Annotated in this window: 24 protein-coding genes and 4 pseudogenes; 23 read left to right on the top strand and 5 right to left on the bottom strand. The window is 72.7% G+C overall.

What is annotated here, in order from left to right:
* The first annotated feature begins 128 nt into the window (after positions 1-128).
* The 12 genes and pseudogenes from AB0J10_RS03855 to AB0J10_RS03800 all read left to right on the top strand — a co-directional run.
* Entirely contained in the window at positions 129-437 is a 309-nt protein-coding gene (locus tag AB0J10_RS03855) for a gas vesicle protein (RefSeq protein ID WP_363057446.1), read from the top strand.
* 176 nt (positions 438-613) lie between these two features.
* The gene (locus tag AB0J10_RS03850; protein ID WP_363057444.1) at positions 614-1036 is read left to right on the top strand and encodes a gas vesicle structural protein GvpA; all 423 of its coding nucleotides are present in this window, start codon (positions 614-616) and stop codon (positions 1034-1036) included.
* Positions 1033-1749 (top strand): GvpL/GvpF family gas vesicle protein, encoded by a 717-nt coding sequence (locus AB0J10_RS03845; RefSeq protein WP_363057442.1) that lies wholly within the window; start codon positions 1033-1035, stop codon positions 1747-1749. Before AB0J10_RS03850 ends, AB0J10_RS03845 begins: the two co-directional genes overlap by 4 nt.
* 6 nt (positions 1750-1755) lie before the next feature.
* Entirely contained in the window at positions 1756-1992 is a 237-nt protein-coding gene (locus tag AB0J10_RS03840; protein WP_363057440.1) for a gas vesicle protein GvpG, read from the top strand.
* Between the two features lie 19 nt (positions 1993-2011).
* The gene (locus tag AB0J10_RS03835; RefSeq protein WP_363057438.1) at positions 2012-2827 is read left to right on the top strand and encodes a hypothetical protein; all 816 of its coding nucleotides are present in this window, start codon (positions 2012-2014) and stop codon (positions 2825-2827) included.
* Positions 2820-3695: a hypothetical protein gene (locus AB0J10_RS03830; protein ID WP_363057436.1), complete on the top strand. Its 876-nt coding sequence runs from the start codon at positions 2820-2822 to the stop codon at positions 3693-3695. The genes AB0J10_RS03835 and AB0J10_RS03830 overlap by 8 nt, the downstream gene beginning before the upstream one ends.
* Entirely contained in the window at positions 3692-4006 is a 315-nt protein-coding gene (locus AB0J10_RS03825) for a gas vesicle protein (RefSeq protein ID WP_363057434.1), read from the top strand. Before AB0J10_RS03830 ends, AB0J10_RS03825 begins: the two co-directional genes overlap by 4 nt.
* Positions 4003-4884, top strand: coding sequence for a GvpL/GvpF family gas vesicle protein (locus tag AB0J10_RS03820; RefSeq protein ID WP_363057432.1), 882 nt, complete (start codon positions 4003-4005; stop codon positions 4882-4884). The genes AB0J10_RS03825 and AB0J10_RS03820 overlap by 4 nt, the downstream gene beginning before the upstream one ends.
* Before the next feature lie 47 nt (positions 4885-4931).
* Positions 4932-5177 carry a gas vesicle protein gene (locus AB0J10_RS03815; protein ID WP_363057595.1) on the top strand — a complete coding sequence of 82 codons (246 nt, stop codon included), beginning with the start codon at positions 4932-4934 and terminating at the stop codon, positions 5175-5177.
* The gene (locus AB0J10_RS03810) at positions 5174-5455 is read left to right on the top strand and encodes a gas vesicle protein K (protein ID WP_363057430.1); all 282 of its coding nucleotides are present in this window, start codon (positions 5174-5176) and stop codon (positions 5453-5455) included. Before AB0J10_RS03815 ends, AB0J10_RS03810 begins: the two co-directional genes overlap by 4 nt.
* A gap of 45 nt (positions 5456-5500) precedes the next feature.
* Positions 5501-5989 (top strand): hemerythrin domain-containing protein, encoded by a 489-nt coding sequence (locus AB0J10_RS03805; RefSeq protein ID WP_363057428.1) that lies wholly within the window; start codon positions 5501-5503, stop codon positions 5987-5989.
* A gap of 87 nt (positions 5990-6076) precedes the next feature.
* Positions 6077-6211 (top strand): annotated as a pseudogene (locus AB0J10_RS03800) (glutathione-dependent formaldehyde dehydrogenase); the annotation flags it as partial.
* Between the two features lie 89 nt (positions 6212-6300).
* Here AB0J10_RS03800 and AB0J10_RS03795 read toward each other — a convergent pair.
* On the bottom strand, positions 6301-6792 hold the full coding sequence (locus tag AB0J10_RS03795) for a hypothetical protein (RefSeq protein WP_363057427.1): 492 nt from the start codon (positions 6790-6792) through the stop codon (positions 6301-6303).
* A 332-nt stretch (positions 6793-7124) separates the two neighbouring features.
* On the opposite strand from AB0J10_RS03795, the gene AB0J10_RS03790 reads away from it, so the two are divergent.
* Both AB0J10_RS03790 and AB0J10_RS03785 read left to right on the top strand, forming a co-directional pair.
* The gene (locus tag AB0J10_RS03790; protein WP_363057425.1) at positions 7125-8015 is read left to right on the top strand and encodes an SDR family oxidoreductase; all 891 of its coding nucleotides are present in this window, start codon (positions 7125-7127) and stop codon (positions 8013-8015) included.
* A gap of 62 nt (positions 8016-8077) precedes the next feature.
* Complete coding sequence (locus AB0J10_RS03785; protein WP_363057423.1) at positions 8078-9067, top strand: TIGR03557 family F420-dependent LLM class oxidoreductase; 990 nt, start codon at positions 8078-8080, stop codon at positions 9065-9067.
* A gap of 467 nt (positions 9068-9534) precedes the next feature.
* Here AB0J10_RS03785 and AB0J10_RS03780 read toward each other — a convergent pair.
* Positions 9535-9921: pseudogene (locus tag AB0J10_RS03780) on the bottom strand (cation:proton antiporter); the annotation flags it as partial.
* Between the two features lie 304 nt (positions 9922-10225).
* Here AB0J10_RS03780 and AB0J10_RS03775 point away from each other — a divergent pair.
* Positions 10226-11098: an aminoglycoside phosphotransferase family protein gene (locus AB0J10_RS03775; RefSeq protein WP_363057593.1), complete on the top strand. Its 873-nt coding sequence runs from the start codon at positions 10226-10228 to the stop codon at positions 11096-11098.
* Positions 11099-11125: 27 nt separating this feature from the next.
* On the opposite strand, the pseudogene AB0J10_RS03770 reads toward AB0J10_RS03775, so the two are convergent.
* A pseudogene (locus tag AB0J10_RS03770) lies at positions 11126-11386 on the bottom strand (hypothetical protein); the annotation flags it as partial.
* 152 nt (positions 11387-11538) lie between these two features.
* Between AB0J10_RS03770 and AB0J10_RS03765 the strand changes: the two are divergent.
* Entirely contained in the window at positions 11539-12009 is a 471-nt protein-coding gene (locus tag AB0J10_RS03765) for a TrkA C-terminal domain-containing protein (RefSeq protein WP_363057421.1), read from the top strand.
* Between the two features lie 5 nt (positions 12010-12014).
* Positions 12015-13298, top strand: a complete 1284-nt coding sequence (locus AB0J10_RS03760) for a cation:proton antiporter (protein WP_363057591.1) — start codon at positions 12015-12017, stop codon at positions 13296-13298.
* A gap of 336 nt (positions 13299-13634) precedes the next feature.
* Here the strand turns inward: AB0J10_RS03760 and AB0J10_RS03755 are convergent, their stop codons facing one another.
* Positions 13635-14750, bottom strand: a complete 1116-nt coding sequence (locus AB0J10_RS03755; protein ID WP_363057419.1) for a mechanosensitive ion channel family protein — start codon at positions 14748-14750, stop codon at positions 13635-13637.
* Between the two features lie 1170 nt (positions 14751-15920).
* Between AB0J10_RS03755 and AB0J10_RS03750 the strand changes: the two genes are divergently transcribed.
* The 5 genes and pseudogenes from AB0J10_RS03750 to AB0J10_RS03730 all read left to right on the top strand — a co-directional run bounded on the left by AB0J10_RS03750 (position 15921) and on the right by AB0J10_RS03730 (position 23346).
* Complete coding sequence (locus AB0J10_RS03750) at positions 15921-16457, top strand: transglycosylase SLT domain-containing protein (RefSeq protein ID WP_363057417.1); 537 nt, start codon at positions 15921-15923, stop codon at positions 16455-16457.
* Positions 16458-16941: 484 nt separating this feature from the next.
* A complete protein-coding gene (locus tag AB0J10_RS03745; RefSeq protein ID WP_363057589.1) occupies positions 16942-20496 on the top strand; it encodes a phosphodiester glycosidase family protein in 3555 nt (1184 codons plus the stop codon).
* A gap of 225 nt (positions 20497-20721) precedes the next feature.
* Positions 20722-20970: pseudogene (locus tag AB0J10_RS03740) on the top strand (DNA polymerase III); the annotation flags it as partial.
* 851 nt (positions 20971-21821) lie between these two features.
* A complete protein-coding gene (locus tag AB0J10_RS03735; RefSeq protein ID WP_363057587.1) occupies positions 21822-22448 on the top strand; it encodes a protein-L-isoaspartate(D-aspartate) O-methyltransferase in 627 nt (208 codons plus the stop codon).
* A gap of 310 nt (positions 22449-22758) precedes the next feature.
* Positions 22759-23346, top strand: a complete 588-nt coding sequence (locus AB0J10_RS03730; RefSeq protein WP_363057415.1) for a PadR family transcriptional regulator — start codon at positions 22759-22761, stop codon at positions 23344-23346.
* Positions 23347-23528: 182 nt separating this feature from the next.
* On the opposite strand, the gene AB0J10_RS03725 is transcribed toward AB0J10_RS03730, so the two are convergent.
* On the bottom strand, positions 23529-24224 hold the full coding sequence (locus AB0J10_RS03725; protein ID WP_363057413.1) for a type 1 glutamine amidotransferase domain-containing protein: 696 nt from the start codon (positions 24222-24224) through the stop codon (positions 23529-23531).
* A gap of 260 nt (positions 24225-24484) precedes the next feature.
* Between AB0J10_RS03725 and AB0J10_RS03720 the strand changes: the two genes are divergently transcribed.
* Entirely contained in the window at positions 24485-25414 is a 930-nt protein-coding gene (locus AB0J10_RS03720; RefSeq protein WP_363057585.1) for a LysR family transcriptional regulator, read from the top strand.
* Positions 25415-25463 lie beyond the last annotated feature (49 nt).

Below are 25463 nucleotides of genomic sequence, written 5' to 3'. Positions count from 1 at the left end.
CACCCGTCCCGCCCGGGACTGCGCCGATGCCTCGGAGGGCGCCGGGCGCCGGTGCCGGTTCACGTCTGTGACACACAGCCAGGTTTTCGCCGACGACATGCGGCAACCAGAAGGAGGACGAGGTCGCGATGACCAACTCAACCAGAAGGTCCGGTGGCGGTGACACCGGGGCGGACCGTCCGTCGACGGCGATCGACGTCATGCGGGCGGCCCGCGACCAGCTCACCGAACTCACCGGAAGGCAGGTCGAGTCGGTGTCGTCCTTCGCGCGCACGGAGGACGGCTGGGAGCTCGCCGTCGAGGTGGTCGAGCTCGCCCGTATCCCCGACACGACAAGTCTGCTCGCGACGTACGAGGTCTCCCTGGACCCCGACGGCGAGCTGACCACGTACCGGCGCGTCCGGCGATACGAGCGCGGGAGGGCGGACTCCTCCTGAGGCTCCGGACCACCGGCCGACGGCTCCGGGCACGGTGCCCGCGACCACGGCCCCGCGCCTCCGTCGCATCCACCCCGTGCCCTGCACCCGTGCGTGACCGCGGGAGCCCGTCGGCGTGCCCGCCGACCGGACCGAGGCGCACGGACCATGACGACCAGAGAGGGAGGACCGGAACCATGACGGTTGTTCCGGCACAACAGGGCCGCTCCGGCGGCGGTACCAGCGGACTGTACGACGTCCTCGAGCTCGTCCTCGACCGGGGGCTCGTGATCGATGCGTTCGTACGGGTGTCGCTGGTCGGCATCGAGATCCTGAAGATCGACGTCCGAGTCGTCGTCGCGAGCGTCGACACCTATCTGCGCTTCGCCGAGGCGTGCAACCGCCTCGACCTGGAATCGGGCCGCAACGCCAGCCCCGGACTGCCCGATCTCGTCGGAGAGATAACCGAGTCCGGCGCGCGCGGCAAGTCCAAGGGTGCGCTCTCGGGCGCAGCCCAGACCATCTCCGAGGCCTTCGAGAAGGCCCGTGACGAGAGCGGCTCGGAGAGCAGGTCGCGCACCCGCCGCACCACGTCGCGCAAGAAGGAGGAGCAGGAGTGAGCACCTACGTCTACGGCATCGCCCGCCGCTCCCACCCGGGCCCGGCGACCGAACTCGTCGGAGTCGGCGATCCGCCGCTCCCGGTGCGGACCGTGGTCGGCGGCGACCTGATCGCCATCGTCAGCGACGCGCCCGAGAACCTGAGGCCCAAGCGCCGGGACCTGCTCGCCCACCAGAACGTTCTCGCCGAGGCATCCGCGACCGGCGCGGTGCTGCCGATGCGGTTCGGCGGGGTGTCGCCCGACGACGACGCGGTGAAGGCGGTCCTCGCGGAACGCGCGGAGCACTTCGAGCAGCGGCTCACGGCCCTCGACGGCAGGGTCGAGTACAACGTGAAGGCATCCCACGACGAGGAGGCCGTACTGCACCGCATCCTCGCCGAGAACGCCGAGCTGCGCGCCATGAGCGAGGCCAACAAGGCCGCCGGCGGCGGAACCCAGGAGCAGAAGCTCCGGCTCGGCGAGCGGATCGTGGCGGCCGTGCAGCAGCGGGAGCTGATCGACGCCGACATCGTGCACCGCGAACTCGGCGGTCTGACCGAGTCGATCAGCGTCGGTCCGGAGTCCACCGGCTGGCTGGCCAATATCTCCTGCCTGGTCGCCCGGGACGACGCGGACGCGTTCGTCGCCGCCGTCGACAAGCTGGCCAAGGACAACCCGCACCTGTCGCTCCAGCTCAACGGCCCACTGCCTCCCTACAGCTTCGTGGAGTGAGCCCCCATGGGACTGCTGGGTGAGCTGCTGCTCCTTCCCGCGGCGCCGGTCCGGGGCACCTTCTGGGTGCTCCGGCAGGTCGCCGACGAGGCGGAGCGGCGGTACTACGACCCTTCGACCATCCGGCGCGAACTGGCTCTCCTGGAACGTCAGTTGGAGGAGGGCGAGATCGGCGAGGAGGAGTTCGACCGTCGCGAGGACGAGCTCCTCGACCGGCTGGAGAGGGCGGCGGGGACGTCATGAGCAGAGGGGCGGCGGCACGATGAACAACGGGCTCGCAGTGGGGCTCGCGGTCGGCGCGGGCTATGTGCTGGGGCGCACGAGGAAGGCGAAACTCGCCCTCGCCGTCGGCACCGTCGTGGTGTGCAGGCGGCTCGGCCTGGGGCCGCGCGCACTGGTCGGGGTGATCACCCATCCCTTCCGGGGCAATCCTCAGTTCAAGGAGATCGGCTACCAGCTGCGCGAGGACCTGAACGGCGTCGGCAGCGCCGCGGTCGGCGCCGTCGTCAACCGGCAGCTCAACGGGCTGGCGGACCGTCTGCGCGAACGCACGCTCGACGTCCGGGACCGGGTGTACGGGGCCGTCGGGCCGGGGGCGGCGCATCGCCCCGACGACGACTTCGACTTCGACGACGCCGACGCCGACGACCTCGGGCAGTCCGCCCCCGGCGAGACCGTACCCGAGAGGTCGCAGCAACCCACCGCGCCGACGGCGGAGCCGAAGAAGACCGCGCCCGCCGCGAAGCGGGCGACCGGCGCCACCGACTCCGGCTCGGCGGGGGAGGAGTCCGCGTCCGGGAAGGCGCCGGCCAGGAGGAAGGCCGCGAAGAAGGCGGCGAACAAGGGAGCCGCGGCCAGGAAGGCCGCGGCGGGGAAGACGCCGGCCGGCAAGACCACGCCGCGGAAGCCGGCCGACCGGAAGCCCGCGACGACCGACACCACCGCGAAGACCGGCGCCAGGACCACCGCCAAGTCCACCGCCAAGAAGGCGTCCTCGTCCCGGAAGAGGACGCCGGCGAAGCGAACCACCGCCGCCGCGAGGAGCGCTTCCGCACGGGAGGGCCGAACCGATGACTGACACGAGAGGCCACGGCGGCCTGCTCTCCACGGTGGACCCGGACGCGGTCGAGCGCGTGAAGACCGAACTCCGCGACCATGCCGTCGCCCGTGCGGAGTACCTGCTGGCCTCCCTCGGCCGTGGGCTCGGCCGGGCCGTCGTCACGCTGCAGGACATCGCCGACGGCCGCAGTCCCGGCTTCGCGAGGCTCGCCCTCGACGGCGGCCGGAAGCTCTCGCAGGGAAAAAGCCCGCTGCGCGCGGCGGTGGAGATGGGCGCCTCCCGCCTCAGGGACGGCATCACCGATCGCATCGCCAGGCGGGTCCGCGCCGGAGGCGACGGCGGCCCCGCCCTCGTGGTGGAGTCCGTCGATGTCGGGACACCCGTGGCCCGCGCGTTCGACCTGTGGAACCGTCAGGAAGCGCTGCCCGCATTCGCGATGGGGACCAGGGGCGATAGGGCTTCGGACGAGACCGGAGTCGTCTGGACCTCGCGCGGGGCGAAGGGCACCGTCGACGGTGTCGTGACCTTCCACGCGATCGGGGACACACTCACCCGGGTCCTGCTCGTCGTCGAGTACCGACCGAGAGGGCTCGTCCAGCGCGCCGGCGCCCGGCTGGGCACCCCGAGCCGCCGGGCACGCCTCGACCTCACGGGCTTCGCGCGGCGCGTCGCGATGGCCGAGCGGGCCGGAGAGTGGGAGGGCCGCGCCCGGACCGATGCCGACCGCGACGACACCACGGGCCGGGGCGAGCAGGAGCTCGACCACCGCGAGCCGTGCGACCGCGAGTCGTGTCAACACGGGTCGGATGAAAACGAGTCGCACGCCGAAGAGACCCACGACCGCGAGACGGCCCGCGCCGAGGCCGGGACCGGAGGACGAACATGACCACCCCGAGCCGGCTCCCGGACCCCTACGGCTCAGGAGCATCGGGAGCCAACCTCGCCGACATCCTCGAACGGGTGCTCGACAAGGGCATCGTCATCGCCGGCGACATCCGCATCAATCTGCTCGACATCGAACTGCTCACCATCAAGCTGCGCCTCGTCGTCGCCTCGGTCGAGCGGGCGAAGGAGATGGGCATCGACTGGTGGGAGGACGACCCCTCGCTGTCGTCCGGAGCCCGCAGGCGTGAACTCTCCGAGGAGAACGAGCGGTTGCGACAGCGCATCGCTGCCCTGGAGGCGGATACCGCATGACGGAGGTTCGCTATGTGTACGCCGTGACCCGGCCCTTCGACGGTGCCGGCGCAACCCCGTGCGAAGAGGTGCAAGGGGTGTCCGGAGCCCGGGCGAGGCTGCTGGCGCACGACGGTCTCGTCGCCGTGCTGAGCGACGTGCCCGCCGAGGAGTTCTCCGACCTCGCCCTTCGCGAACGGCTGGAGGACCTCGACTGGCTCGCCGCCACCGCACGCGGCCATGACGCCGTGGTCAGTGCGCTGACCACGGCCACCACACCGCTTCCCCTGCGCCTGGTGACGGTGTGCCGGGACGACGACGGCGTCCGGCGGCTGCTGGACGCCGGTCGCGAGCAGTTCACCCGGGCCCTTGAACGGCTTGACGGGCGCGTCGAATGGGGGGTCAAGGTCTATGCCGAAGAGGGGGGCGACGACACCCGGGAACCCGGGGGCGGCGCACGGGACGTCCGGACGGGGCGAGAGGACCGGCCGGAAGGCACTGCTCCCGGTGGCTCCGGCGACGCGCCCGTGCGGGGCCGTCGCCCCGCATCCGGTCGTGACTACCTGCGGCAGCGGATGCGCCGCCGCGACGCCACCGAGGGCGTCTGGGCCCGGGCCGAGGCCGTCTCGCGCACCCTGCACACGGAGCTCTCCCGGTACGCGGAGGCCGAGCGGGTTCACCGGCCCCAGGACCCCAGGCTGCCGGGAGCGGCACGTGGGAACGTGCTCAATGCCGCCTATCTCGTGCCCCGCGAGGACGGCGACGCGTTCGCCGACGAGGTGCGGCGGCTGACGCCGGCGGGTACCGGCATCCGCGTGGAGCTGACCGGGCCGTGGGCGCCGTACTCCTTCGCCGTCACCACGGCCGTACCGGAAGTCGAGGGGAGCGAGGCGGAGTGACGACTTCGACGGATCCGGCCGTGCCGCGGGACACCCGGACGGCGTCACTGGAGGCCGGACCGCTCGCACAGCGGCAGTTGGCGCTGGTCGATCTGCTGGACCGGCTGCTCGCGGGCGGCGTGGTGATCAAGGGTGATCTGACCCTGCGGATCGCGGACGTCGACCTCGTGCGCATCGACCTCAACGCGCTCATCTGCTCGGTCGGGTCCGTGGTCGCCTCGCCCTTCGAGGACGGCGGCGGCCCCGGCACGTACGGGCCGGGCGCCGGCGCATCGCCGGGAGGGACGGCATGAGCGGGCGGCACATGGACCTCGACCCCGACACCGTCGAGCGCGACCTTGCCCAACTGGTGCTCACCGTCGTCGAGTTGCTGCGACAGCTCATGGAACGCCAGGCGTTGCGCCGGGTGGAGACCGGCGACCTCACGGAAGAGCAGGAGGAGCGCATCGGCCTCACGCTCATGCTGCTCGAGGAGCGCATGGACGAACTGCTGGAGAAGTTCGGGCTCCGCCCGGAGGACCTGAACATCGACCTGGGCCCGCTCGGCCCGCTGCTCCCTCGCGACGGCTGAAACGAGCACATGCCCGCAGATCACGATTCCCGAAGGAAGGCAGCGATGGCGTCCCACGATGTGGTGGAGTTGATTCTCGAGGACCACCGGACGATGGAGGACCTCCTCCGCAGGATGCGCAGCATCGAAGCGGACCGAGCGAAGGCCCTCCGTGAGTTCTCGCGGCTGCTCATCGCCCACGGCGAGGCCGAGGAGTCTGAGGTCTATCCCGCGCTGAGGCGCTACAGGAAGATCGACAACGACGAGGTCGACCACGGCGAGGAGGAGCACGCCGAAGGCAACGAGGCACTTCTCGCGCTGCTGGAGGCGGACGGTGCCGGCGACGACGAGTGGGACGAGAGGCTGGAGAACCTGGTCCGGGCCGTCGGTCACCACCTCGACGAGGAGGAGAGGACCCTGCTCAACGAAGCCCGCCGCCATGTGCCCGAGGAGCGGCGGGCGGAACTCGGCGAGGCCTTCCGGCGCGAACGCGACGGGCTGCTCGCCTCCGACTGCGGGTCCGTGGAGAACGTACGTCGTCTGGTCAAGGGCTGAGGACGGTCAGGGGCGGAGGAGACCGGGCGAGGGCACGGCAACGGGTGCCGGTCCGGACTCCTCACCCCCGTCCGTGAACGAACCGCGTGTGAGGACCTTCGACGTGCGAGCCCGGGCGAGGATCTGATCGACGCCGTCCGTGGCCTCACCGAGGGGCGCGGGACGGACGCGGTCATCGACGTGGTCGGCGTGGAGCCCCACGGCGCACCCGTCGCCCAGGCATGCTCAGGACCTGGCTCAGATCCTGACCGGGTCCGCGGCAGGGGCCGGGCCGGAGGCCGGCCCGGCAGCCGTGACGCGGCGATTCCCGGTCAGCCCCGCTCCCGGTTGAGGACCGTGCCGGCCGCGGCCAGGTGCAGTTCCTCCACGGTGGCCATCTGGCCCTGTGCGCGGTCCATCAGCTCGTCCAACTGTGCCGTGGTGACCGGTCCTGTCCGCTGCGCCAGCGGGGTGAGGGCACGCCAGAGCATGTACTTCCCCTGAATACCCATCCGGAGCGCCTCCAGTTCGACGATCGTGCTGAGCCCCGCGCGTCGCAGTGCCCGCCCGTTGGGCTTGAACCGGGCTGCCTTCTCCATGGCCCAGCCGGCGCAGATCTTGTACCGGTGGGGGGCGATGTCGAGAACTCCCATCAGGTCCCGAAGGGTCTTGCGGTCCTGTGCGATGTCGTCCGCGAGCCGACGCAGTTCCGAGGCGCGCGGGGACGACCGGTGGGCGCGCGCCATCCGCCGGGCGAGTTCGACCCCGGACGTCGCACCGGACAAGTGGTCGTTGAGATAGATGCGGAGGGCGTCTCGGTGCACGGGAAGGCTCCAAGCTTCGGACGCGACGGGGCGCTGCGTCTGGATCGGTGGACTGATCGCGGGCGGCCGTCGACTCGCAGGGTACGGGCCACCTGTTTCTCGCCTTCATGTCTTTCCTGCGGCGCGCAGGGGCCTCGCTTCGTGTGCCCACCCTCGCCCGTTCGGAGTCACACAGGCCGCCGGGCGTCTGGCAGGGGGCCCCGGGTTTGGTGGACGGACGGGCGGGCAGCCGCCCGGTGCCCCGGAAGCGCGAGGGACCGGGGCGCTCCCGCCGGATCGTCGCGCCCACGACGATCGCGGAAGGGTCGTACCGAGTCGAGAGGACGGACGAGATGGCAGCGAGGGAACCTGAACGGATCGACCCCGTCACCGCCCACCCGCAGCCGGAATTCGCCGACCAGCAGCAGGCGCATCCCGGATGGACGGGGCCCATGGATCCGCCCCCGGACCACGGAGAGACGACGTACGTGGGGCACGGCCTCCTTCGGGAGCGCGCGGCGGTGGTGACCGGTGGCGATTCGGGTATCGGCAGGGCGGTCTCACTGGCGTACGCGCGCGAGGGAGCCGACGTCCTCTTCACGTATCTGCCGGAGGAGGAGGTGGACGCCCGGGAGACCGCCCGGCTCGTCGAGGAGGCGGGTCGCAAGGCAGTGGCGGTGAGCTGTGACATCCGGGAGGAGGACCAGTGCCGGTCCGTGATCGAACGGGCTGTCGAGGAGTTCGGCCGTATCGACGTCCTGGTCAACAACGCCGCATACCAGATGTCCCAGCCGGAGGGGATCGGCGCCATCTCCACCGAGCAGTTCGACCGGGTGATGCGAACCAACCTCTACGGTATGTTCTGGCTCTCCAAGATGGCGTTGCCGCACATTCCCCGCGGCGGCAGCATCATCAACACCACGTCCGTACAGGCGTACAAGCCCAGTCCGCACCTGCTGGACTACGCGACGAGCAAGGGCGCCATCGTGACCTTCACGCAGGGGCTGGCCCGGATGGTCGCTGCGGACGGAGTGCGTGTGAACGCCGTCGCGCCGGGGCCGGTGTGGACGCCCCTGATCCCGGCGACGATGCCCGACACCGAGGAGTTCGGAAAGCAGGCTCCGCTCGGCAGGCCGGCGCAACCGGTGGAAATGTCCCCGGCATATGTCTTCCTCGCCTCCGACCAGGCGCGTTTCATCACGGCGGAAGTCCTCAACGCCACCGGAGGTACGCCGCTGCCCTGAGGCTTTCGTGATGGGGGCCGGCGGCGGAGTTTCCCGGCACTGGCGAAGGGCAACCAGGCAATATGGTGCAAATCGGATACACGATGATGTCGGAACAGGCCGGCCCCCGGCAGCTGGTCGATCACGTGATGCACGCGGAGGACGTCGGGTTCGACTTCTCCGTTACCTCCGACCACGCCTTTCCCTGGCTGCGCGCCCAGGGGCACTCGCCGTACGCCTGGAGCGTGCTCGGCGCGGCGGCGCAGGCCACTTCCGAGATCCCCCTGATGACCTTCGTCACGTGCCCGACGATGCGGTACCACCCAGCCGTCGTGGCGCAGAAGGCGGCAACCCTCCAGATCCTGTCGGAGGGGCGGTTCCGGCTCGGACTGGGATCGGGCGAGAACCTCAACGAGCACGTCGTCGGGGACTGGCCGCCTGCCGACGTGCGCCTGGAGATGCTCGGCGAGGCGGTCGGGATCATCAGGGAGCTGTTCCGCGGGGAGCACGTCAGCAGGCGCGGCGGCTACTTCACCGTGGACTCCGCCAAGCTGTGGGACCTGCCGGACGAGCCGCCGCCGATCGGCCTCGCCGTCTCGGGCGACCGGTCCTGCGGACTCGCGGGGCGACTCGCCGACCTCATGGTCGCGGTCGAGCCCGCGCGCTCCCTCACCGAGTCCTTCGCGCGTGCCGGGGGAGCGGGCAAGCCCCGCATCGGACAGCTGGCCGTCTGCTACGACACCGACCGCGACGCCGCGGTGCGTCGCGCGCACGAACAGTTCAAGTGGTTCGGCATGGGCTGGAAGGTGAATGCGGAACTTCCGCACCCCGACTCGGTCGCGGCGGCCACCCGGTACGTACGGCCCGAGGACGTGGCGGAGGCCGTCCCCTGCGGCGACGACCCGGAGGCGGTCGTGGAGGCGGTGCGCGCCTTCGTCGACGCGGGCTTCACCGAGGTCGCCCTCGTGCAGATCGGGGGCGACACCCAGCACGATTTTCTGGCCTGGGCCGAGGACAAGCTGCTGCCCGAACTGCACGCGCTCGGCGGGGGCAGCGACGCGATGGCGGCGTAGCCGCCACCTGGCGCGAGGGTGCGCGGATGCGCAAGACGGGCGCGGCTGTGCAGCACGGGCGGGGTGCGCCCGACGTTCGCGGTGCGGGGCCCGCACGCGGGAGCGCTTCTGCTCCCCGCGCGGCAGCAGGGACGGGGGCGTTGCTTCCGCGTCGCGTCGTCGGTGCCTACCGGCTCACGGCGCTCCAGGGTGCGCGTCCGGCCGGTCGCCCCTGGCACCGCCGCATCCGGCCGGTGCGGTGGTCGTCGCCCCGAACGCCGCCTCTCCCCGTACGCCACCCGGCTCGCCTGCCGCGCCCACGTGGACCGAGAACGGCTTCGCGCGGCGGCCGTACCGTCGGCGGCCGCCGCGTGAGGGGTGCTCGAACCACGGCTCGACATCGACGGGCAGCGGTGACGGCCCCGGGCAATCCGCCTGCGACGGGTCCACGTCGCCGGGGCCGCGACGGACCCGGCCGTGGCCGTCCCCCGCGCTGCGAGGACCGGGCCCAGTACGGCGAGGACGAGCACGTACCCGGCGATGAACGGAGCCAGACGTGCGTCGAGGTCGGCGACGGCGGCATGGCGGCCAGGACCAGCGCGAACCCCCCGCGTGCCAGGAGCGTGGCCGCGATCCCTGCGGCGGGGCCGGGACCGTGGAGGCAGAGCCGGGCGACGAGCAGACCGGCGGCCGTGTTCATCCCGATCGTCAGGCCCGCCGCCGCTGAGACCGCCCCCGCCACCGGCACGACGTCACCGGGGTCGATGGCGAGCCCGAACGCGAAGGAAGAAGACGGCGGCGAACGTGTCGCGCAGCGGATGCACCAGTTCACGGACGCGCGGCCCGGAGGGAGTGCCGGCGAGCGGTACACCCACCGTCACACGGGCAGGGGGCCGGCACATCGGTGCCGGCCCCATCTTCCGCGGTCGGGAGGGGCATCCGGAGCCGGCCGTCCGGGCCCGCGGTGACCGCGGGCCCGGACGGGGCGTGCGTGCCGCCGCCGTGGCGCCGGGCCCCCAGGAGCGGGCCATCCCCGCACCGCCCCGGGCTGTGGGCCGTCGCAGTCGCCGCCGTTCCCGGCGTCGCGCAGGGGCGCCGTGGCTGACGCGGCACCGACTCGGTATGGTGCGCAGCGCGGAGAGCCATGGTCAGCGCCCGAGGGAGAGGGGCCCGGCGACGATGCAGGCGTCAGAGGTCCCGCGTGCGGTGGCCGCGGCCGTGTCGACCGCCTCCTCACTCGGTCTGAGGGCCGATGACGCGATCGTTCTGCAGGACTCGAACACGATCACTCTGCGCCTGCTGCCCTGTGACGTCCTGGCCCGGGTGGCACCCGCAGCGCGCCAGATCGCCCAGTTCGAGGTCGAGCTCGCCCGGCGGCTGGCCGCGTCCGGCTGTCCCGTGGTCGCGCTCGATCCTCGTGTGGAACCACGCGCTCATGAGCGTGACGGCTTCGAGATCACGCTGTGGACCTACCACGAACGCATGACACCTCGAGCGCCCTCACCGGCCGACTACGCAACTGCGCTCGGGCGGCTGCACGCCGGCATGCGGGAGATCGACGTCCCGACGCCGCGGTTCACGGATCGGGTCGAGCGCGCTCAGCAACTCGTGGCGAACCATGACGACACCCCGGCGCTCGCCGACGCGGACCGGCGGCTGCTCGGCGACACATTGCGGGATTTGAGACAAGTCGTCGGCGAGTACGGCGGCGCGGAGCAACTGCTGCACGGTGAGCCGCACCCGGGCAATGTGCTGAGCACGAGCCACGGGCCGCTGTTCATCGACCTTGAGACGTGTTGTCGTGGGCCCGTCGAATTCGATCTCGCCCATGCGCCCGAGGAAGTCGCCGAGCACTATCCCGGTGCCGACCGGGACTTGCTGCGTGCGTGCCGAATCCTCGTGGCGGCGATGATCACAACGTGGCGGTGGGATCGGCGCGACCGACTCCCCGACGGGCGCCGACTGGGCACGGAATGGCTCAGCCGGATCCGGCAAGCACTCGACCGCGACGGCTTGCCGGGGCGTCAGGGGAACGGGCCGGCCGGTCCGTGACCACCGCTACCGCCACCGCCACCGCGGCATCTCGTCGTGGAACTCCTGGGCGCTGTGCCGCCGCTCGGACTCCCGCGCCACGAGCACCCGGCCGCTGCTCGTGGCGCGTTCGGCCTCCAGCCGGTCGAGCACCGCGTTGAACGTCTTCGTCAGCTCCGCCGTCTCACCCCGGCCCGTGACGACCGGCCGGGCGCCCGGCCGCGGCAGATCGGCCGTGGTCATGGCGCGGGTCAGCCGCTGCAGCGGAGCCGGCCCGACCCTCTTCGCCCGGAGCCGCCTCTCGACCACGCGGCTGCGCGTCCATACGTGCCGACACCCATGTTCGGGCTCCGCGGCGAGGTGGCAACATTGCTCGTCGCCGCGCGCGTCCCCGAACGGGGCGCCGCGGTCCGCACATCAGTCCGCAAGACCAGAGGGGATGGGCCGTGCCTGCCTCACGGATGAGCACCACGCCACTGCCCGGCATCGGTGTCCAGTACGACCTCACCACGCGTGAACACCGCCATCTGTCGGTGGTCGCGCACCGGGACGGCACCCGGACGGTCAACGTCTACCGCGCCGACGACCCAGACGCCTGCGCCCAGTCCCTGCACCTGTCGTCGGGGGAGACGGCATCGCTCATCGACGCGCTGATGCCGGACCACCACAGCCCCAACGTGCTCCACACCACGGACCTCGGCCTGGTAGCCGAGCGAATCGAGTTGTCCGCCCATTCGCACTGGAACGGCCGCGTACTCGGCGACATGCGGATGCGGACGGAGACCGGCGCGTCCGTGGTCGCGGTGCTGCGCAGGGCGGAGGCGACCCCGTCTCCGGCGCCCGACTTCCGGCTCGCCGGCGGCGACACCCTGATCGTCATCGGTACCCGTGAGGGCATCGAGGCGGCGGCCGCCATCCTCGGACGGGAGTGACCCGCGTGCACTCCGCCCTCTTCCTGATCGAGTTCGGTGCGATCATCCTCGGCCTCGGCCTCCTGGGCCGTGTCGCCGGGCGCTTCCGGTTCTCCCCGATCCCGCTCTACCTGCTCGCCGGTCTCGCCTTCGGAGAGGGCGGTCTCCTGCCGCTCGGCGCGAGCGAGGAGTTCGTCGCCATCGGTGCCGAGATCGGAGTCATCCTGCTGCTGCTGATGCTGGGCCTGGAGTACACGGCCAGCGACCTGGTGTCCAACCTCAAGACCCAGTACCCGGCCGGGCTCGTCGACTTCACCCTGAACGCCGTGCCCGGCGCCCTCGCGGCGCTGCTGCTCGGGTGGGGGCCGGTGGCCGCGGTGGTCCTGGCCGGCGTCACCTGGATCTCGTCCTCGGGCGTCATCGCCAAGGTGATGGGCGACCTCGGGCGGATCGGGAACCGCGAGACGCCGGTGGTCCTGAGCATCCTCGTCCTGGAGGACCTGGCGATGGCGGTGTACCTGCCGATCGTCACGGCCCTGCTGGCAGGGGTCGGCCTCGCCGCGGGCAGCATCACCCTCGCGATCGCCCTCGGCGTGGCCGGAGCGGTGCTGTTCGTGGCCCTGCGCTACGGCCGGGTCATCTCGCGTTTCGTCTCCAGCGACGACCCCGAGAAGCTGCTGCTGGTCGTGCTGGGGCTGACGCTGCTGGTCGCGGGCATCGCCCAGCAACTGCAGGTGTCCGCGGCGGTCGGCGCGTTCCTCGTGGGCATCGCCCTGTCCGGCGAGGTCGCGGAGGGTGCCCACACCCTCCTGAGCCCGCTTCGGGACCTCTTCGCGGCCGTCTTCTTCGTGTTCTTCGGTCTGCACACCGACCCGGCGAGCATCCCGCCGGTCATTCTGCCCGCGCTCGCCCTCGCCGTCGTCACGGCCTGCACGAAGGTCGCGACGGGCTACTGGGCCGCCAAGCGGGCCGGTGTCGGTGTCAAGGGACGCTGGCGCGCCGGCGGCACGCTGGTGGCGCGAGGCGAGTTCTCCATCGTCATCGCCGGTCTCGCCGTCACCGCGGGCATCGAGCCGGCCCTGGGCCCGCTCGCCACGGCGTACGTCCTCATCCTCGTCGTCATGGGCCCGCTCACCGCCCGCTTCACCGAACCCCTCGCCACCCGCCTCACCGGTCGAGGGGGGCCGGTGGCGACGGCTCCGGTGGTACGGCAGGCCCCCGAACCGGCGGCGGGCGGCCCGGTCGGCGACCCGGTGGCGGACGGGGAGGGCACGGTGCTGTCGGACCGGGACGCGGTGGACCGCGCCTGAGCGTCGGGCCGTCCGACGAGACGTTCCGCAGAGGCCGCCGCCTGCCGCTGGGGTACGCAAGCCCTCCGGGGCGTCCGACGGGCGGTCCGGGCCGGTCATCCGGCACACAGAGGCGCCATGGCCGGTGCGGCGAGGGCCCGCACCGGTCACGGCGCCCGGCGAGGACCCGGGCCGCGCAGTCCCGCCCGGTCGCGTCGCCGGGGACCGGCCACCGCGGCGGCCGTTCCGCCTGCTGAACGGCGCAGTCGGGATCGGCCGCCTCGGCCCCGGGCAGGCGACGCGGAACGCCCGGAGCCGTGTCGGAACGGCGAGGTGCGGGCGGACCGCCTCGCCCCGTCAGACGGGTGGCGTCGGGCTCACCGGCGTGGTCATCGTGTCCGTGGCGACGCGCGGACCGGGGATGGGCAGCTCGGGCTGCGGGATCTCCGTCTGGTGGACGGAGACGATGCGCCGGGGAGCGGGCACGCTGATGCCCTCCGACCGGTAGCGCTTGTGCAGCCGCTTGATGAACTCGTGCTTGATCCGGTACTGGTCGCTGAACTCGCCGACCCCGAGGATCACCGTGAACCCGATCCGGGAGTCGCCGAACGTGTGGAAGCGGACGAGGGGTTCATGGTCGGGCAGACCCCCCTCGACATCGGCCATGACGCTCTTCACGACCTCGACGGTCACGTGCTCGACGTGCTCGAGGTCGCTGTCGTAGCCGACCCCCACCTGCACCAGGAGCGACATGTGCTGCTCGGGGCGGTGGTAGTTGGTCATGTTGGTGCCGGAGAGCTTCGTGTTGGGGATGATCACGAGGTTGTGCGAGAGCGTACGCACGACGGTGTTGCGCCAGTTGATGTCGACGACGTAGCCCTCCTCACCGCTGCTGAGCTTGATGTAGTGACCGGGCTGCACCGTGCGGGAGGCGAGGATGTGCACGCCCGCGAAGAGATTGGCCAGGGTGTCCTGCAGGGCCAGTGCCACCGCCAGACCGCCCACTCCCAACGCGGTGAGCAGCGGCGCGATGGAGACGCCCAGAGTCTCCAGCATCACCAGGAAACCCATGGCCAGGACCACGACGCGGGTGATGTTCACGAAGATGGTGGCCGAACCGGCGACACCGGACCTGGACTGCGCCAGGGCCTGCACCATTCCGGCGACGACCCGCGCGACGGTGACCGTCGCCGCCAGGATCAGCACCGCCGTCAGCGTCATGGTGACGTTGCGTCCGACCCGGGCCGTCAGCGGGAGGGCCGAGGCGGCTACCGCCGCGCCACCGGTCACCGCGGCCCAGGGGGCGATCGTCCGCAGGCCGTCGACGATGATGTCGTCGCCGCTCCACTTCGTTCTCCTTGCGCGTACCCCGAGCCATCTCAGGATCACCCGCAGCAGTACGGCGGCCGCTGTGCCCGCGGCCAGCGCGATACCGGCGACGACGAGGTCGTGGAGGGTGAGGGCCCGGTTCACCTCGTACCTCCCGGTGCGTGGGTGCGGCGGGGTGCGCCTGCCGCAGTGAGTCGGATGTGATGAGTCGTCACGAGCCACCTGTGCGTGTCGGGGGATGCCGTTGTGCGTCGCGCCGGGCGGTTCGGATCCGTTCGGCGCGCGAGTCATCCTGCCGCATCTGTCGTACCGTCACATGATCGGCCCCGACGTGGGGTCCGTACCCCGGCGCACCGTTCACCCCGTCGTCCAGGGGGTCGAGGCCCGGGGAGGGGTCCGGGGCGCGATTCGGCCCCGCGATGCCGAGTCTCCACGGTGGCGGTGGTGGTGCCGTCGGTCGCGCGTGGCGTGGCGCTCCGCGCGACGCTGAGGCCCCGTCCGGTCGGCAGGCGCGCCGAAGGGACCGGTGACGTGAGCGGAGCCGGCCCGGGCGGGGCGGGCCCGGGCCGGGCGGGTCGAAGTCAGCCGTCGCTGCCGGGCGGCGGGGGCGGGGATGGCGAGGGGAGCCGGGGCGGCAGGCCGGGCGGCACGATCCACGGCTCAACGGGGTGTCTTCCTCCGTGTGCCGGCGGGGACCCGGGCGTGCGCCGGTCCCCGTCCTCGCCGGGGCGGGACGCCTCGGGAGAGGCTCCGCTGCGGGCGTCATGCCGGGCCTGGACCCGGACGAGGCAGCTGAGCGGGTCGTGCGTGTGGGAGTCGAGCCAGTACGCGTCGACGCAGGACGCGGCCGGAGCGAGTGGGGTCTCCCTGCCGATGGCGTTCATGCCTGGGGAACGACCGACTCCTGCGAGGGGGAACGACACCCGACCGCGTCGCAACCGAAACGTCATCCGCCGTGGTCCCCGGCGGTCGGCGGTGCGTGAGCGACCGGATACTCCGAGTCGTGTCGGATGGGTGGAAGCGGCGCCTCCGTGTGATGCCGGGCATAGGAGGCGCGTCACGTCCTAAGGGCGGTAGTGGAACCGGGGGCCGAGTGGCCTTCGGGGAGCGCATGCGAGACGCGAAATCGGACATTTCTCCGTAGAACGGTAGTACGTCACATCTTTGCGTTCGGGCGGGGGTGCCCTCCACGATGGCTGACGTCCCGGGGAGTGAGTGCCGGGCCGAGCGGGTCGCCATCCGCACCGATCGCTCAGCTCCTGCCGAACCGCCCATGGTTCCTCCCCACGCAGTCCATCATTGGAGTCCTCCCGCATGACCGCTCGCACGCAGTCCACCACCGGCCGTATCGCCCGTCTTCGCAAGCTCTCCGTCGCCGGCATCGCCACCGCCGGTGCCGCGGCAGCGGCCCTCACGCTGGCCCCGTCGCCGGCGCACGCCGCCGAGCAGGCTTCGGTGAGCGTCGCGTCCGGCAAGGCTGTGGCGGCCGAGGCTCCGGCGAAGAAGGCGAAGAAGGACAAGAAGCAGTACAAGGACAACCTCGACGGTTGGATCCGTGAGGCCCTGGACATCATGGAGTCCGAGGACATCCCGGGCAGCTACGAGGGCCTGCACCGCAACATCATGCGCGAGTCCGGCGGAAACCCGAACGCGCAGAACAACTGGGACGTCAACGCCCAGAACGGCACCCCCTCCAAGGGGCTGCTGCAGGTCATCCAGCCGACCTTCGACGCCTACCACGTCAAGGGCACCGAGCACGACGTGACCGACCCGGTCGCCAACCTCACCGCGGCAGCCAACTACGCCGCCGACCGCTACGGCTCCATCGACAACGTCGACTCCGCCTACTGATCCGCTCCGGTCCCTCCCGGAGCGGGCCCGAGCAGGACCCGGGCGCCGAACTCCCGGGTCCGTACCCGATCACCCCGGCGGGTCCGGCAGCTCCGTGCCCACCGCCGGCTCCGAACGGCGAATGCGCGCCCCTGTTCCCGCCACCGCGGCGGCGACGGGGGCGCCTTTGTCCTGCGCACGTCCCCAAGCCGCGGGACCCATCCCGCCGGTCCGCCTCCGCCGGTCCGTCCCCCTGCCGGTCCTCCCGTGCCGGTGCGGCCCGAGACGCCGGCGATGCGCGGTGGCCCCGGGCGGGCCGCTTCCCACTCGCGCACCGGCAGCGCCGGTTGTTCGCCCCGATGTCGCCAACGCCCTCTGGTAAGGCATCACTCGCGCCGCGATGCTGAAGCGCCGTCACGTGCGCACCGGGCGCACGTGACCGCCCGCCCTCACCGGAGTCGCCGTGCTTTCACCTGGACTGAGAAGAAGCGCGACCGTCGTGGCGGTGTGCTCGGCCCTGGCGGTCGGGGCCGCCGGGCCGGCCGCCGCAGCCGGGTCCGCACCCCCGCCCGATCCCCTCCCGCGGACCGCGGCCGAGATGCTTCGGCCCGTCTCCCCGCCGGCCGCGAGTGACGCCGACCGTACCGGCGCCGACCCGGGCGGCAAGGGTCTCCAGAGCTTCACCGTCGCCGACGGCGACGGACTGGAGACGGCCCGGACCAGTCGTCCACTGGCCCCCGGCGTCGAACTGAGCTCGTACGACCGGCTGGAGTCCGACAAGTGGCTCCGCGTCGACTCGCTGTCCGTCGACCTCACCCGGGGGACGAGGGTGGACTATCTCCACCCGGGCAAGGTCGCCGCCCGGAAAACGGTGTCCCGGATGGCCGCCGAGCACGACCCCGGACCTGGACGCCGTACCGTCGCCGCGATCAACGGGGACTTCTTCGACATCAACCAGACCGGTGCTCCCAGCGGCATCGCCCTCCAGGACGGCCGCCTGCTCAACTCGCCCGCCGCCGGCCACCACCGGGCCCTCGGCTTCGGTCCCGGTGACGCCGGCCGCGTGCTGCGGATGTACTTCGACGGCACGCTGACCCTGCCCGCCGGTACCCGTCCTCTCGCCGCGCTCAACGCGGCCGACGTCCCCGCGAACGGCGTCGGAGCGTACAACGCCCAGTGGGGCGAGGCGGACCGGGCCCTCACCGTCGACGGCGCGCAGCGCACCGCCGAAGTCGCCGTCACGGACGGCAGGGTGACCGCCGCTGCCGGCGCGCCAGGAAAGGGGCCGGTCCCGCCGGGCACGACCGTGCTCGTCGGCCGGGACGCCGGCGCGGACGCGCTCGTCGCACTCGCCGTCGGTGACCCGGTCACCCTGGAGTACCGCCCACGCGCCGCCACGGGGCGGCTTCCGCGCACCGCGATCGGTGCCAGTGAACTCCTCGTGGTCGACGGCGTACCCGTCGACCACGAGGGTGGTGGGAACAACGCCGCCGCCCCCCGCACCGCGGTCGGCTTCTCCCGGGACGGCGGCATCATGCGGATCCTGACCGTCGACGGCCGCCAGGCCGACAGCGGCGGGGTGACCCTCACCGAACTCGCCCTGATGATGCGACGGGCGGGCGCCCACAACGCCGTCAACCTCGACGGCGGTGGTTCCTCCACCCTCGTCGCCCGCGAGCAGGGCAGCGACACCGTGCAGGTCGAGAACAGCCCGTCCGACGGCGTCGAACGGACCGTACCCAACGGCCTGGCCCTCACCGCGCCCGACGGCAGCGGACGGCTCAGGGGCTACCGGGTCGAGACGGCCATGGACCCCGGTACCGCACCCACCGCCGACCCCGTCCGGGGCGGCCACCCCGAACGGGTCTTCCCCGGGCTCACCCGCCGCCTCACCGCCGCCGGTTACGACGAGACGTACGGGCCCGCCGGCGGGGCCCCGCGCTGGTACACGGGGAACCCCCTGGCCGGGCGGGTCGGCACCGACGGGGTGTTCACCGCCCGGCGCAGCGGTGACACGCACGTCACCGCTCGGCGCGGGAGCGCCCGCGGATCCATCCGGCTGACCGTCCTCGACGACCTGGTTCGCATTCGCACCTCGGAGCGGCGCGTGGCTCTCGCCGACGCGGAGGCGTCCGGGCGTTTCGGCGTCCTCGGCTTCGACGCGCACGGGACCAGCGCCCCCGTCGAACCCGCGGACGTCCGGCTCGACTACGACCGCTCCCTCTTCGACATCGCCCCCGACACCGAGGGCGGCTTCTCCGTCAGGGCACGCGTGGCAGAGCCCGCGGCCGGCCGGGTCACGGTCACGGTGGCGGGCAGGAGCACGGTCATCGCCGTGACCGTCGGCCTGGCCGCCCGGGAGGTCGCGTCGTTCGACGACGCCGGGCGCTGGACGTTCACCGCCGCCCGTGCCTCCGGCTCGGTCGCACCCACGGCCGACGGGCGCACCGGCACCGGCCTGGAGATCGCCTACGACTTCACCCGGTCCACCGCGACCCGGGCCGCCTACGCCAGTCCGCCGGGAGCGATCCCGGTCGACGGCCAGCCGCAGTCGTTCGGGCTCTGGGTCAAGGGCGACGGGAACGGAGCCTGGCCGACGCTCCACCTGAAGGACTCGGCCGGGTCCGACCAATTGCTCCGCGGGCCGTACGTGACGTGGACCGGCTGGCGGCACGTCGAGTTCGCGGTGCCCCCCGGCGTCTCGTACCCCCTGCGGCTCCACCGCTTCTACCTCGCCGAGACCGGCGCCGACCGCTCGTACACGGGCAGGATCGTCGTCGACGACCTCACCGCCGAGGTCCCGCCCGCCGTCGCGCTGCCCGCCGAGCCGCCGCACCGGGACCCGCTCGTCGGATCCGCGGCGGGCACCCAGAGCCGGGACTGGCGGTTCGCGGTCATCTCCGACGCGCAGTTCGTGGCCCGCAGCCCCGACAGCCCCGTCGTCGCCCAGGCCCGCCGTACCCTGCGCGAGATCAGAGCGGCCGGGCCCGACTTCGTGGTCGTCAACGGCGACCTGGTCGACGAAGGCTCGCCCGAGGACCTGGCGTTCGCCCGCACCGTCCTCGAGGAGGAGCTGGGGGGCGAGTTGCCCTGGTACTACGTACCGGGCAACCACGAGGTCATGGGCGGCAGGATCGACAACTTCGTGGCCGAGTTCGGGCCCGCCCAGCGGACGTTCGACCACCGGGGCACCCGGTTCGTCACCCTCGACACCTCCAGCCTCGGACTGCGCGGCGGTGGCTTCGCCCAGATCAAGGAGCTGCGCGAACAACTGGACGCGGCGGCCGCCGACAAGAGCGTCGGCTCGGTGATGGTCGTCCAGCACGTGCCGACGCGCGACCCCACACCGCAGCGGGGCAGCCAGCTCGGCGACCGCAAGGAGGCCGCGCTGCTGGAGAGCTGGCTCTCCGCGTTCCGGCGGGAGACCGGCAAGGGAGCGGCCTTCGTCGGCGGCCATGTCGGCACCTTCCACGCGGAGCGCGTCGACGGCGTCCCGTACCTGGTCAACGGCAACTCCGGGAAGGCGCCCTCCACTCCGGTGGACGAGGGCGGCTTCACCGGTTGGTCGCTGGTCGGCGTCGACAGGGTGTCGGGCGCCGACCAGACCGCGGCACGGCACTCGCCGTGGGCCGGCGGGCCGGACTGGGTGACCGTCCAGACCCGCGCGCACGTCGACGGGCTGGCGCTCGACGCCCCGGCGTCCCTGCCGGTCGCCACCGACGAGTCCGTCACGGCCGTCGTCCGGCAGGGCCGGGGCACGGCCGTCCGCGAGGTGCCGGCCCGCTTCCCGATGAGCGTCGACTGGAGCGGTTCCCCGAACGTGTACGTGGGCGATCCCGGCCGGGCGAGGCCGTGGCACATCGCCGCGTACGACCCGTCGACGGGCCTGCTCACCGGACTGCGCCCCGGGACGGCCCTGCTCGCGGTGACGGTGAACGGGACGCGGACCGAGTCCCGTGTCGCAGTGACCGCTTCCTCCGGGCACGGGTACGGGGACGCTCTCCGGCGTGGGTACGTGTACGCGCCCGCGGACGGGAAGAGCCGGGTGCCGGCGGCGTAGCGACCTCCGTCTGGCCGGGAGGGAACGGCCGCGCGGCACCGGTCGGGTCACCGCCGGTGCCGTACCGCCCGGCCGGGTCACCGGTCGGGCGGTCCTGACGGCCGGCCCGGCCGGTGACCCGCTGCCTGCCCGGCCGCCGCGTGCGACCGGCCGCAACACCCCCCGGGCCGACGGACGTCCGGGTGATGTGCGGACCTCGTGCTCCCTGGTCTCGGCGCCATGAGCACTGCGCGGCTCCTGTGGGCCAGTTGGGGAGACTACGACCGCAGGCGGATCGCCCGGCAGTGCGCGGCGACCGGTACGGCGTACGCCTTCGGGCAGCGGCACACCAACGCCAAGGCCGTGTTGACCGACGCGTACGGCCTGCGCGAACGCCCGGGCATGGCGCAGGCGCTGCGGATCCCCGGTCTTCCCCCGGAGGGCCGCCACCACAGTGGTGAGGACGACGCCTGGAACATCGGCGCACCCGTGCTGTCCTGGCCCGACGCGGCGACCGGCCGGAATGAGGCGGGCTGCGGGACGCGAAGGGTGCCGCCGAGGGGGGTGCGGGAGCGGGCCGGGGAGTGCGGGGGCGGGGCACCGGGATGGGACGTGGCGAGGCCCCGCCGTGCGGATGCGGGCGGGGTCTCGCGGCGGTGCGCAAGGGGGAGGTGCACCGCGTTTCCCCGGCGGGCGGGTGCCGGGGAAACGCACAGTACGCGCCAACATGGCGGGAAAGGAACCCTTGTGCGGCCAGTCGTCGCACCTGATGCGGAACCCTTGCCGGAGCGAGTCGCCGCACCCGATGCCCACCGGTCCTTGCGCCGGGCGTCAGCCGGACCTTCCCGCGTGGGACTCGGCCATGGGACTCGGTCCCGGGCACGGCTGAAGCGCGGGGCGGAGGCACGGGGCGGAGGCGCGGGGCGGAAGCAGCCCCGCGGCGCGACCCCGTCCGGCGACCTCCCCGGCCGACCGCGGGTGTGACCTGACCGGCGCGGCGCGCCTCGCGTCCTGCACCGCCCGACGCGGGGCGCCCTCCGCGGCGCTCGGGACGCCCGTGCGCCCTGGAGCGGCCGGGTGGCCCGAGTGCATCATCGAAGAGGAGGAGCCGGGCGGCGAGGAGTGACGATGAGTCTGTCGTATCCGGAACCACCCGTGACGCGGCCCGGCGACCGCACCGGACAGGGGGCACGATGATGTCGCGGCAGCCGTCACCGCAGCCGTCGTGGGAACCGTCCCCCGGGTCGTCGCCACCGCGGTCGGAACCCTCTCGGGACTCGTGGTCAGGGCCGTCCCCGGAGCGGGAGGGCCGCCAGGGGCGTGGCGAGGGGCCCGGTCCCGAGGACCTGGTCCGGGCCTCGCGGGCCGTGGGAGTGCGGGACGAGCGCGTCCTCGAAGCGCTGCGAAGCGTCCGGCGGGCGGACTTCGTCCCCCGCGCGGAGGTCGTGTCCGCCTACCTCGACGTCCCCGTTCCTCTTCCGCACGGCCAGGTGACCACCCAGCCGAGCCTGGTGGCCCTGATGGTGGAGGCGCTCGGACTGACCGGTGGCGAGCGGGTTCTGGAGGTCGGTACCGGCTACGGCTTCCAGGCCGCCGTACTGGCCCGCCTCGCCGGGGAGGTCGTCAGCCTGGAACGCTGGGCCGACATGGCGGGGCAGGCCCGCCGCCGACTGTCCCGGGCGGGTGCCGGCAACGTCTCGGTCACCACCGCCGACGGCACGCTCGGCTCGCCGGAACGGGCGCCCTACGACGCCGTCGTCGTCTCGGCGGCCTTCCCGGAAGTGCCGGAACCACTGGTGGGGCAGTTGCGCGTCGGGGGCCGACTAGTCCAGCCGATCGGTCCGGGCGGGCGGGAACAGGTGTGGCTCCACGAGCGCACGCCCCGGGGCCTCACGCCGTGCCGGACCATCGTCCCGGCCCGTTTCGTCCGGCTCTACGGCGCGTACGGATACCCGCCCGGTGCGGACCCGTGAACGCCAGGGGTGCGACGGCCGGAACGGGTCACGGCCCGAACCGGCCCCGACGGCGGCCCGGTTCCCCGGCGAGACCGGCGCGTGCTCGTCCGCCCGACGTGTCGAGGCGGACGGGCGCACGGCCCGGCATTTGCCGGCAGGCGGCGCACGCCCCGGCGATTCCCGGCGGGTGGGCGCATGGCCCTGTACGGAAGCGCGGCCGTCGACGCGCCTCGGCCCACCCGTCCGGTCAAGGAAGTGACTACTCATGCCGTTGAGTACGCTTCCGACGGTACGGACCGGGAAACGACACGGAGCGGGAGGCGGAGTCATGGCGCTGCGCCATGCGGTGCTCGCGGCCCTGCTGGACGGGGAGTCCAGCGGCTACCAACTCGCGAAGGCCTTCGACCTGGGGGTGGCGAACTTCTGGCACGCCCTTCCGCAGCAGCTCTATCTGGAGCTGACCAAACTGGAGCAGGCCGGGCTGGTCGAGGGCCGCCAGGTGATCCAGGAAGCCCGTCCGCCGAAGCGGCTGTTCACCATCACGGAAGAGGGACTGGAAGAACTGGCGCGCTTTGCGGAGACCGTCGCGAAACCGTCCTTCATCCGCGACGACCTCCTGGTCAAGGTGCAGGCCGTGGACAGCGCGCCCATGGCGCCCGTGATCGAACAGCTCGACGAGCGGGCGGCCACGGCCGCCGCCAAGACCGACTTCTTCGAGCGCTTCCTGCGGCGCTTGCGCGGCGAACTCGACGAGGACACCTTCCTCGCCACCGCGGACCGCGTCGGCCCGTACCTGACCTGTCTGCGTGGCCTGCGCTTCGAACAGGAGACCTCCCAGTGGTGCGCCCGGACTGCCGCGGTCCTCCGGTCCCGGCAGGCCGGGCAGACGCAGGAGGGCGCCCCGCGGGACGCCTGACGGCCGTCCCGCCGGGCACGCCGGCAGCCGCCGGAACTCCGGTCGCCCCAGCAACGATCGGACCCTGGCCGGGCCCACCCGGCCTTGCGCATCCGTCCCGGCGTACCCGAGTGCACCACGACGCAGTCGACGGCCGAGGACGGGCCCGTCCGACCCGGGCCCGGCCGGCCGGGGTCCCAGGGTCAGGCCAGCTTCTTCAGGACCTCGGACGCGACCCCGGCCGAGGAGGCCGGATTCTGGCCCGTGATCAGGTTTCGGTCGACGACGACGTTCGCGGCCCAGGGCTCGCCCTCCTGGACCAGTACCCCGGCCTCCGTCAGGCGGTCCTGGAGGAGCCACTTCGCGCGGTCGGCGAAACCGGCCTGGGTCTCCTCGGCGTTGGTGAACGCGGCGACGCGGTAGCCGGCGAAGGCGTTCGAGCCGTCGGCGTGCGTCGCGGCGAGCAGGGCGGCCGGGCCGTGGCAGAGCACCGCGAGCGGCTTGCCGGAGTCCAGTGCGCGGACCAGCAGCCGACCCGAGGCCGGGTCGTCGGCGAGGTCCTCCATCGGACCGTGGCCGCCCGGGTAGAAGACGGCCGCGAACTCGTGGAGGTCGACGTCCTCCAGCTTCACCGGGCTCCGGAGCTCGGTGAGCGCGGAGAGGCCGGCGCTGACCTTCGCGGCACCCTCCGGCCCGCCGTTGACCTCGGGCGCGAGGCTGTGCCGGTCCACGGTGGGCACGACGCCGCCCGGGGTGGCGACGACGACCTCGTGCCCGGCCGCCCTGAACGCCTCGTAGGGGGCGACGGCCTCCTCGGCCCAGAAGCCGCTGGGGTGGCGGCTGCCGTCGGCCAGGGTCCAGTGACCGGCGCCGGTGATTACGAAAAGGATCTTCGACATGCTTGGTACTCCCAGTGAGGAGCGGCCCTCTGCAACGGGGCCCGGATATGCGTTCGGCACCGACCGTAGACCCGTTCAGTCATAGGTGGCCAATGGGAAAACCTATCTTTGCCATCGGGATTCCAATGGCTTGGATCGGTGCTGAGCAGCTCCCGGCGGCTAGGGTTCATGGAGTGAGACACAAAGCAGACTCCGGTGGCGGCCCGGGCGGACGAGGGCCCGAACGGCGCGGGCCGGACCCGCGTGTCCCCGAACCGGCCGTGGGCCCGGGGCCCGGCGCGCCGCCGCCGGCCTCCCCCGCCGATCTGAACCTGCTGCGGACCTTCCTCGCCGTGTACCGCTCGGGGTCCTTCACCGCCGCCGCGTCTCTGCTGGGTCTGTCGCAGCCCACCGTGACGGCACAGATGCGCGCACTGGAACGACAGTCCGGACGCGAGCTGTTCGTACGGCTGCCGCGAGGCGTCGCTCCCACCCCCGTGGCCGACGAACTCGCCGCGCGCATCGCCGCGCCCCTGGACGCGCTCGCCGCCGCCACCGGAGCGGGTACGCCCGAAGGCGTTCCCAACGAGCCGGTCCACCTCGCGGGTCCCGCCGAACTGCTGTGCAGCCGCGTGCTGCCCGCCCTGGCCCCGCTCGTCGCCGACGGGGTGCGGCTGCGCGTGACCATGGGTCTCACGGACGCGCTCCTCGACGAACTGCGTGCCGGGCGCCACGATCTCGTCATCGCCACCGGACGGCCGCGTGGCCGCACGCTGTCCGCCGTGCCGCTGATGGACGAGGAGTTCGTACTCGTCTCCGCGCCCGTGTGGGCGGAGCGGATCGGGGGCGGTGTGAGCAGCGACGGGCCCTCGGTACTGCATCGTGTCCCGCTGATCACGTACGCCGAGGACCTGCCCATCGCCAGGCGGTACTGGCGCCATGCCTTCGGCACCCGTCTGTCCTGCCACGCGGCCGTCACCGCCCCCGACCTCCGGGGCGTCGTCGCCGCCGTCACGGCGGGCGCGGGCTTCGCCGTGCTGCCCCGCTATCTCTGCCTCGACGAACTTGCCTCGGGGGCCCTCGTCCTTCTCCACGACCTCGACGAGCCGCCCATCAACACCTGCTACCTGGCCCAACGCCCGGGCGTGCCGGACAACCCCCGCGTCGCTCCGGTCCGCGACCGAATCCTGGAAGCGGCCCGCGACTGGTGAGCCCCGGACGGAAGCACCGGACGGACGCCCGGCCGAGGCGGCCGCGGGA

The sequence above is a fragment of the Streptomyces sp. NPDC049887 genome, assembly GCF_040656535.1.
Taxonomy (GTDB): domain Bacteria; phylum Actinomycetota; class Actinomycetes; order Streptomycetales; family Streptomycetaceae; genus Streptomyces.
The sequence above is the reverse complement of the archived record's forward strand: the minus strand, read 5'-3'. Positions and strand labels throughout refer to the sequence as shown.

What these genes read in the sequence shown, in the direction of transcription:
- AB0J10_RS03855 (WP_363057446.1), top strand. Translation starts at nt 129, where the DNA reads ATGACCAACTCAACCAGAAGGTCCGGTGGCGGTGACACCGGGGCGGAC.
- AB0J10_RS03850 (WP_363057444.1), top strand. Translation starts at nt 614, where the DNA reads ATGACGGTTGTTCCGGCACAACAGGGCCGCTCCGGCGGCGGTACCAGC.
- AB0J10_RS03840 (WP_363057440.1), top strand. Translation starts at nt 1,756, where the DNA reads ATGGGACTGCTGGGTGAGCTGCTGCTCCTTCCCGCGGCGCCGGTCCGG.
- AB0J10_RS03835 (WP_363057438.1), top strand. Translation starts at nt 2,012, where the DNA reads ATGAACAACGGGCTCGCAGTGGGGCTCGCGGTCGGCGCGGGCTATGTG.
- AB0J10_RS03830 (WP_363057436.1), top strand. Translation starts at nt 2,820, where the DNA reads ATGACTGACACGAGAGGCCACGGCGGCCTGCTCTCCACGGTGGACCCG.
- AB0J10_RS03825 (WP_363057434.1), top strand. Translation starts at nt 3,692, where the DNA reads ATGACCACCCCGAGCCGGCTCCCGGACCCCTACGGCTCAGGAGCATCG.
- AB0J10_RS03820 (WP_363057432.1), top strand. Translation starts at nt 4,003, where the DNA reads ATGACGGAGGTTCGCTATGTGTACGCCGTGACCCGGCCCTTCGACGGT.
- AB0J10_RS03810 (WP_363057430.1), top strand. Translation starts at nt 5,174, where the DNA reads ATGAGCGGGCGGCACATGGACCTCGACCCCGACACCGTCGAGCGCGAC.
- AB0J10_RS03805 (WP_363057428.1), top strand. Translation starts at nt 5,501, where the DNA reads ATGGCGTCCCACGATGTGGTGGAGTTGATTCTCGAGGACCACCGGACG.
- AB0J10_RS03790 (WP_363057425.1), top strand. Translation starts at nt 7,125, where the DNA reads ATGGCAGCGAGGGAACCTGAACGGATCGACCCCGTCACCGCCCACCCG.
- AB0J10_RS03785 (WP_363057423.1), top strand. Translation starts at nt 8,078, where the DNA reads ATGGTGCAAATCGGATACACGATGATGTCGGAACAGGCCGGCCCCCGG.
- AB0J10_RS03775 (WP_363057593.1), top strand. Translation starts at nt 10,226, where the DNA reads ATGCAGGCGTCAGAGGTCCCGCGTGCGGTGGCCGCGGCCGTGTCGACC.
- AB0J10_RS03765 (WP_363057421.1), top strand. Translation starts at nt 11,539, where the DNA reads ATGAGCACCACGCCACTGCCCGGCATCGGTGTCCAGTACGACCTCACC.
- AB0J10_RS03750 (WP_363057417.1), top strand. Translation starts at nt 15,921, where the DNA reads ATGACCGCTCGCACGCAGTCCACCACCGGCCGTATCGCCCGTCTTCGC.
- AB0J10_RS03730 (WP_363057415.1), top strand. Translation starts at nt 22,759, where the DNA reads ATGGCGCTGCGCCATGCGGTGCTCGCGGCCCTGCTGGACGGGGAGTCC.
- AB0J10_RS03725 (WP_363057413.1), bottom strand. Translation starts at nt 24,224, where the DNA reads ATGTCGAAGATCCTTTTCGTAATCACCGGCGCCGGTCACTGGACCCTG.